At 68.7% G+C, this 7,372-nt stretch carries 3 protein-coding genes; all 3 read right to left on the reverse strand.

The features are described from left to right. Nucleotides 1–13: 13 nt before the first annotated feature. From AB0M26_RS30925 to AB0M26_RS30935, 3 genes are read right to left on the reverse strand one after another with little or no spacing between them, the layout of a single operon-like run. Nucleotides 14–3,985 carry a hypothetical protein gene (locus tag AB0M26_RS30925; protein WP_365266181.1) on the reverse strand — a complete coding sequence of 1,324 codons (3,972 nt, stop codon included), beginning with the start codon at nucleotides 3,983–3,985 and terminating at the stop codon, nucleotides 14–16. Next, nucleotides 3,982–5,388 carry a DUF2398 family protein gene (locus AB0M26_RS30930; protein WP_365266183.1) on the reverse strand — a complete coding sequence of 469 codons (1,407 nt, stop codon included), beginning with the start codon at nucleotides 5,386–5,388 and terminating at the stop codon, nucleotides 3,982–3,984. Before AB0M26_RS30930 ends, AB0M26_RS30925 begins: the two co-directional genes overlap by 4 nt. Beyond that, on the reverse strand, nucleotides 5,385–7,016 hold the full coding sequence (locus AB0M26_RS30935; protein ID WP_365266185.1) for a DUF2397 domain-containing protein: 1,632 nt from the start codon (nucleotides 7,014–7,016) through the stop codon (nucleotides 5,385–5,387). The genes AB0M26_RS30930 and AB0M26_RS30935 overlap by 4 nt, the downstream gene beginning before the upstream one ends. Between the last annotated feature and the right edge of the window lie 356 nt (nucleotides 7,017–7,372).

Here is a 7,372-nt window from a genome sequence, read left to right on the forward strand (position 1 = left end):
AGTTGCACCTGCGTCATGCATGACGATCTACAGGAACCCGCCCCGCTGCGGGAGCGGATCCCGCAGATTGATCACAACTGGATACGCCCCCTAGTACGACCAGGCGCCGCTCGCCACCGGACAGGCCGGTGCGTGAGCCCCATCGTCGGGTGACGGGCGCCCCGTCGGGCCCGGGGCGCTCAACGAGGTAGTGGACCTCCACCCAGTCGCGGATGTCGACAGCGGCGGCGAGGCGTTCTGCCATGGTGGAGCCGTCCGCGGCGGCCAGGAGTGACTGCAGTGCCTGCCCGACCTGTTCCTTCTGTTCTTCGGTGCGGACCGCGTCGCTGACCTGGCAGGACAGCTCGTACACCGTGCGGGTGGCGACGTCGAGGTCGTCCCGTAGCCCGACGTGGACTTGGACACCGACCCCGGAGGATGCCTGGGCTGCGCGCATTTTCTCGTTGACTGACTTCTTCCAGTCCGTCAGGGCCGTCCATGCGGTGCCGATCGCTGCGGGCAGGCGGCCGATGACGAAGTCGCGCAGTGCCGCTGCTTCGGCAGCGTCGAGTGCGCTCTTGGCCTTTGCTGCCAGGGTCTGCGCGCGGGCGGCGGCACTGATCGGTTCGTAGTGGGTTTCCGCGTGCGTGAGGACGAACGTGTCGAGTTCGTCGAGGCCGGCGGGCGGGTCATCGCGAGCGATGGTCCAGGTCTGGGCAAGTTCGGCGCGGACCTCGTCGCAGCGTTCGCCGAGGGTTTTCTTCGAGGCTGTGGGACGGCGTGCGATCAGTTCTTTGACGGTGTCGAGGAGCTGTTCTGCCGAGCCGAGGCCGTCGTCGGGAAGGCCGCCGCGAGTAGAGAGGAAGGTGTCGACGTCGAGGGCCTGGGCGATGGGGTCCCAGGCCAGCAGTGTGGCCAGGTGCGCTTCCGTGGATGTCTGGCGGGGGCGGACGTCGGTGAGCCGTCCCCGAGCTGTGTTCAGCTCGCTCTCGCATGTGCTGAGGTGTTTCTCGGCTACGGTCGTCTTCTCTCGGGCGGAGTCGAGTTGCGCGGAGAGCTGTGTGGCCTGAGCTGTTGCGATATCGAAGCGGCGGGCCGCGTCGTCGGCGTCTCCATGGGACTGGAGCTCGGTCAGCTCAGCCTGGGTTTCGAGCACGGTGGTGTGTGCGGTCTGCGCGGCATGTTGGAGGTCGGCGAGACGGGTCGTGAGCTCGGTTTCGTCGGGGAGCAGGCGCAGCGCGCGGTCGAGTTTGGGCAGAAGTCGGTCGGTGACCTGTTGTGCACAGGTGGTCAGTTTCTTGGCGTGGTCTCGACTGTTCTCGATCAGCGTGGCCAGCTCGTCGTGGTCGATGGGCATGCCCATATCTCGGGCGCGGGCCGCCCAGGCGGTGTGCAGAGCAGTGTGGTCTGCTGCGAGGTTGTCTGCCTGCTGACGCAGGATTCGTGCGGCGGCCTCGAGCTCGTGGGCTGCTGTGACGGTGCGGGCGCGCTCGGCCTCGGCATTGGCCAATTCATCCCGCGGTGGGAAGGACTTCGCTTCGCTGCGGACCTTGTTGCGTTGCTGGCGGCACCCCTCGGCGGCGCTGCGTTGGTGTTCGGCACGGTGCTGGAGTTCATCCGCGGTCGCGTCGAGCTCGTCGGCTTTGGCGCGTGCTTTGGCCAGACGCGTACGGGCGCCGATGTGTGAGGCGGCGGGGATCTCGGTCCCGGCCGCGGAGAGTGCGGCTGCGGGGTGCGCACTGAGAGGGCCGGCGGCGAAGGTGCCGTCGCGTCCAATGAGGAGAGCGGCTGTGTCCCGGGGACCGGTGGCGGTGTCGGCCAGTGCGATGCGGGCGAGGACGGCTCGGGCGAGATCAGCTTGCGGGTGGCTTGGGTCCACGTCCAGGACAGCGGTCAGGTTCTTCTCCGTCGGGTTGCCGACGGGGCCGATGTGCCAGGCGTTCGTGCTGGCGCCGCCGGTGTGCACGTGGGCGCCCAGGACACCGGCGCTGGCGAGCGCGAGCTCCAGCAGCGCCAGCTGGTCGTCCGTATGGTCGAGTCCGTGACGCCATTCCAGCAGTGTTCCGAGTGCAATGTCGTCATCGCCCGGTCCCGCCCAGTTCGGGCGTGGCAGCGGCAGTAGCTGCCCGGAGCGCAGACGGCGAGCGTCGGCACGGTGCTGTGCGGCGGTGGCGTCGAGGTCTGCTGCGGAAGCGAGATGATCCTTGGCTGTGCTTTCGTGGACGGCAGCGAGGGCTTCGCCGATTCGCACAACCTGCTCGGCCCACACGTTGAGTTGGTCGCGCACGGCGGTAGGTTCAGCGTGGGCGAGGACGTCGATGTCGTCTGCCTCCCACAACTGGTGCTCGTCGGTGGAGAAGGCGGGGTCGTTGTGCAGGCCTCGCAGGTGAGGATGTTCCGGAGCCCATCGGGCGACGGCAGCAAGGGTACGGCTGGCAACTGTGCGGGCCACGGCGGTGGCGCGGCTTGCTGCCTGGCTGGCCCCGTCGTAGGTGGTCTCGGCTTCCGCGACCGGTTCGTGGTCGCGTAGGACCAGAGCGGCCTTGTCTGCTGCGCCGCAGTGGCCTTGGGCGAAGGTCTTCCATGTGGCGGCGAGTTGCTGGAGACCGGGTCGGTCCTGGGTGAGTGTGATACCGGGGCCGGGGTCGATGACACGGTCGGCGACGGTGCGAGTAACGCGGGCGCGAGGGTGGTGGGATAGCAGGACGTCGAGCGCATGCGACGGGGTACCGGCGGACTCGGCGTCGGCGGCAAGCGCGGCGAGATCGGTGGTGATCTCATCCAGGGCTTCCTGGCCGACCTCGGTCTGCGTTCGTGCATGTGCAGCGGCGGTGTCAAGAATTGCGAAGCTACTGACGGCGGCGGCCTGTTCGGCTTTGAGCCGTGCACGCAAGTCCGTCACATCGCCGTGCGCCCTGTACGCTTCGGAGATTTCGATGGCGCGGGCGGCAGCCACCGCCGTGCGGTGGTCGGTATCAAGGCGCTGGACTTCGCCCGCGGCCTCCTCTGCGGCGCGTTGCGCATCAGTGAGAAGGCTGGTGCACCGTTGAACCTCGCGGCGGTGCAGGCCGGCATCGTTGGCAGCCTCGCGTGCGGCGGTGTATGCGCTGCGGGTGACGTCGACGACGTGTCCGGTCCACGCGCGGGCGAACTCTGCCAAGACGGTGGCGGCATGTTCGTCCCGCTCGAACGCCTCGCGGGTGGTGTCGGATTCGGCGAGGGCGTCTGCGGTCGCGGCAAGTACATCACCGGCCACGCCTGGAAGTGACTGGCGTAGGGCATCGGCAGCCGCGGCCGGAGAGACGTCGCCCAGAAGGGTCGGGTTGCGGACTTCCCGCAACCGCGAGGCGAGGTCTCGCAGTTCGCTGGAGGTGGTGGACCAGATGCGGGCTGCAAGGTGCTCGACGTAGTCGTCGGGGTCTGGGAAGACCTGTCCGCCGGCGGCTTCGACTCGCGTGGAGAACTCCTCGTGTTCCAGCGCGGCGCCGTTTGGGGCGCGCAGCGCCAGTTCCTTCAGGGGGCGGCCGGGGACGGTGAACGGGACGACTTTCACCGCGGGGGTGGAGCTTGGCGAGTACTGGAGCCGGACTCCGTAGCTCACTACCTCGTCCTCTGACGTTTCCTCGTCCAGGGCTGTCGCCGCCGCTTCGGCTGCAGGCGCGGCGAAGCTTATCCAGAGGTAGCCGTATCGGCGGCCCTTGGCCGGGGCCCCGTCGCTCATGAGGAGTTTCAAGGTAGTGGGGCGCGCTTTGCCTGCGGCGAGTTTGGCCGCGTTCAAATCAAGCAGATAGGGCCACAGCGCCTCCAGGGCGGTGGTCTTGCCGGTTCCGTTGGGCCCGCGCAGCAACAGTCGTCCCGATGCAGCGGGCAGGTCCAGGTCGCCATAGCGCCACACGTTCGACAGTCCAGCGCCGACCAGGCGCCAGCGGCCGCCGAACCGGTCGGCGTTTCCGGACGGCGGAGTTGGCGGCGGGGAGCTGAAGTCCAGGTCGAGGATGTCACTCACCGTGCGTGTTCCTCCTGCTGTTCGGCTGTGAGGGTGCTGAAGAGGTCCGGGCCCTCTTGGGGCCGCGTGGCTTGGCTGCTCGGGCGGGCGGGGGTGTGCTTGGCACCAGAGGTGTTCTTTGAGGAACGGGTGCGGGAGCGTGTGGCTTTGGGGGCAGCGCTGCCTTCTTCCGCCCAACGGCCGGTGGTAGGGGAAAACCACCACATCGGCGCGGTCGTCTGATCGGCCTGTGTGCCGGCGTGGGCGGGGTGGACAAGGTTCGAACCGGTCAGCAGGTCGCGGACCTTGCTTGCCAGCAGGTGGGGGTCACTGGAGTACTCGGCACCCCAGCCGCCCTTTCCGGAGGCATTGCCTGCCGCGAATCCCGCGAGAGCGTCCGCTACCTGCTCCTGCGTCAGGCCGCGCCATCCAGGGCCGGGTCCGTTGGTTGTGGTGCCGTGGATGGCGGCGTGGTCGAGCAGCAGCAGCGCGGCGTGAGCGATGGTGCCCGGTACGGGGAAGGGCATCGGGCCGAGCTGGCGGAAGTGGCGGAATGCTTCGTCCGGCACGACGAAGGCTGCGCCCTCTGCACGGCGCTCCAGGTCCAGTCCGAAAGCCTCTGCCAGGGGGGCGCCGTCGTCGCCACGCACTCGGTGACTCAGCCACTGCGCCTCGGCCTCGTCCAGAAGCGCCGTGTGCACGCATGTGTCGTCCACCAGTGCGCGGCGCATCCGGCGAGCAGGGTCTGGCTCACGCTGGGCTTGCTCAAGCCATCCATGCGGGTCGGTGGCGGGGTCAAGGGTGCCGGGGTTGGCGACCACGTACGCCAGCCGGGTGTGGTGGACGGCGAGCAGGACCGGCGCCTGCTCGTCGTGCAGGTAGCCGTCCATGTCGCCGTCGAGACGCTCGACGACGCCGCGTTCGTCGAGCATGCGCAGCGCGGCCACAATGGCGCGGCGCTCTGCCATGTCGTTGTGTGACGGCAGTCCGGCTTCGGCGGCAGCGGCGCGTGCCGCGGTGACCAGTTGTCCCAGTGCAGTCCGTGGCGGCATCGACTCGGCTGCGGCGATCAGCAGGAAGAACCACGAGCAGGCCGCTTGGCTTGGGCCCCGGAGTGCCCATACGGCTGGGCGCGGCGGTGCGCCTTTGCGGAGACGCACCAGGTCGCGCTCGATGACCAGTACCCACCCAAGCCGTGCGACGGCGGAGCGTAGGGCGGCCTCGTTGCGGCGCACTGCTGCGATGAGGTCGTCGTCGCGGCCGCCGATGAGCCAGGGGGTGGCCGCGAGGTGGCGGAGCAGGGCGGCGGCTTCGGAGTCGGCCTCGGGCCGCCACGCCTTACGGCGCCGTCGTGGTGGATCTGGCGTTGCCGCTGTGTCGGCCGTGGGGTCTGGCTCGGTGTGGTCGAAGGGCTCTTCGTTCATGCCGCCCCTTCCTGTGATGTGCCGGCGTCAGGAGTGCGGGTGCTGTGATTGCTCGGGTTGCGGTGGGTGGCGAGATGGAGGGTGGCGCGTGGAGCCGGGTCGTCGGTCGTGGTGGTGCCGGCGAGGGCTGCGAGGGCGGATGCGGAGGGACGGCGGCCGGGTTCGTGGAACAGAGGGATGCGGCCGGGTAGGAGCACGCGCCAGGTGGGGGCGGCAAGCAGGCCGGTACCGGTGCCGGTGTGGATGAGGGAGCAGGCGAGCCCGCCGCTGACGCCGGTGCGGCGCGGGCCCTTCGCGGTGGCTCGAGCGGCGGTCATGAGGGCGTCGAGCGCAATGCGGGCTGCAGTCTCGTCCAGTTGCTGGCCTGGCATTGCGGCCAGGACCGTGGCGACAGCAGCGGTGTGCTCGGCTTGTCGGCGGGCTCGGGCTTCGGCCAATTGTGCCTTGGCGGCGGTGTCGTCGCGTGGTGCGGTGCCTCTGCCGCGGGGCCCGGAGCGGCCGGCGGTGCGCAGTAGCGTCGGCACCGGGACCTGCGGTCCACCTCGCCAGGACGGGTTGCGGCCGGCGTCGTCCTCGTCGGCTTGGCCGTAGAGCTTGCGCCAGGAGTGGTCACCGACCGCGGCCTGGAAAATCTGCACGCCTATGTCAGGGGTCAGCACCGCTCGGGCGAGGGAGAGCGCGCGGGTGCGGCTGGATGCTGTGCCTGCTGATGAGTGCAGTCGTCGCAGGTTGGCATGCATACTCGGCAACGTCCGTACCAAGCGCAGCGAGAACCGTGCCGCGCGTCCGGTGCGGGCGTCGAACCAGGCGCATAGTCCCTCCCAGTCCTCGACACGGCCACCGCGGGAAGCACCTAGCGCGCCGGCCGCGATGAGGTCGCGGGCCTGTGAGGCGTCGACCGCCGCACCGGCCAGCAAGGCGAACCACGGCCTCAGAGTCTGCAAGGCCTTTGCAACTCGGGCGGAGCCGGAGTCGAGTTCCGCCGCAACGCGGGTGGCGTAGTCGACCAGCAGCCCCTTGAGGTCATGGGTGCGTTCCTCGTCCAGGTCGAACCGGTCGGCCAGGTTCATCAGCGCATCCTCAGCACCAACCAGGGCGGCGTCCAAGTCGTCGTGACTGGTGAACACCACCCCCACAGCATCCACGCACGCTGCATCCATGCGACCGGCAGCAGGCTCGCTGACGCCCAGCACGGCGACGAGTTTCTCCAGTTGGGTGACGATGCGGTTCAGTGACACGATCGGGATCTCCCGCACCGTCGCCGTCCCGGCCAGGACCTGCCGGTAGAAGCGCTGGACATGCCGCCCGGCAGGGCTGGCGGTGTAGCGCCAGTTCCGCGCCAGGATCTCGGCATACCGGCGCGCGCGGCTGGTGTCCGACCGCACCGAGACCGCGCCGATGGTCTTGAGGACATCCAGCCGTGACTCGACCACCCGCACGTCCATACGCAGTCCCGCAGTCGAGAGCGCTGCCGTGACCTCGGCGGCTGTCAGATCGGTCACCGAACCCTCAAGTACGTCCATGATGGCGATGTACTCGGCGGATTCAGGGCGCACCAGATAAGCCACGACCTGCCGTGCGTCGGCCCTGCCGTCCGCTACAACACCGTCCGGTTCTTCTGCCGTCACCACTCCCCCTCCACGCTTCAATGACCACGCATGCCCTACCTCGTTTTCGGAAGGTAAACGCCACCACCGACAACGCCCCCGAGGATCCCCGTTCTTGAGGGGCACTCCCCCATCGTCACGTGACTTGAACGCGCCGCTCTGTCGCCACCTGCATACAGCCTGCCGAGACAACGATTCCGAATGCTCAACCTCATTCCGCAACGGAGCAAGGCCGACACGAACGTGGTTCTGATCTGCACCGATTCGCTGAACAAGCCCCCTTAGGGAGCGTATTTGGTCGTGATCAAGGGGTGGCTCGCGTGAGGTCCTTGATCCAGATCATCGAGGCGCGGAGGTGTAGGCCGGCAAGGTAGCTC

Source organism: Streptomyces sp. NPDC051776 (assembly GCF_040681345.1).
GTDB lineage: Bacteria > Actinomycetota > Actinomycetes > Streptomycetales > Streptomycetaceae > Streptomyces.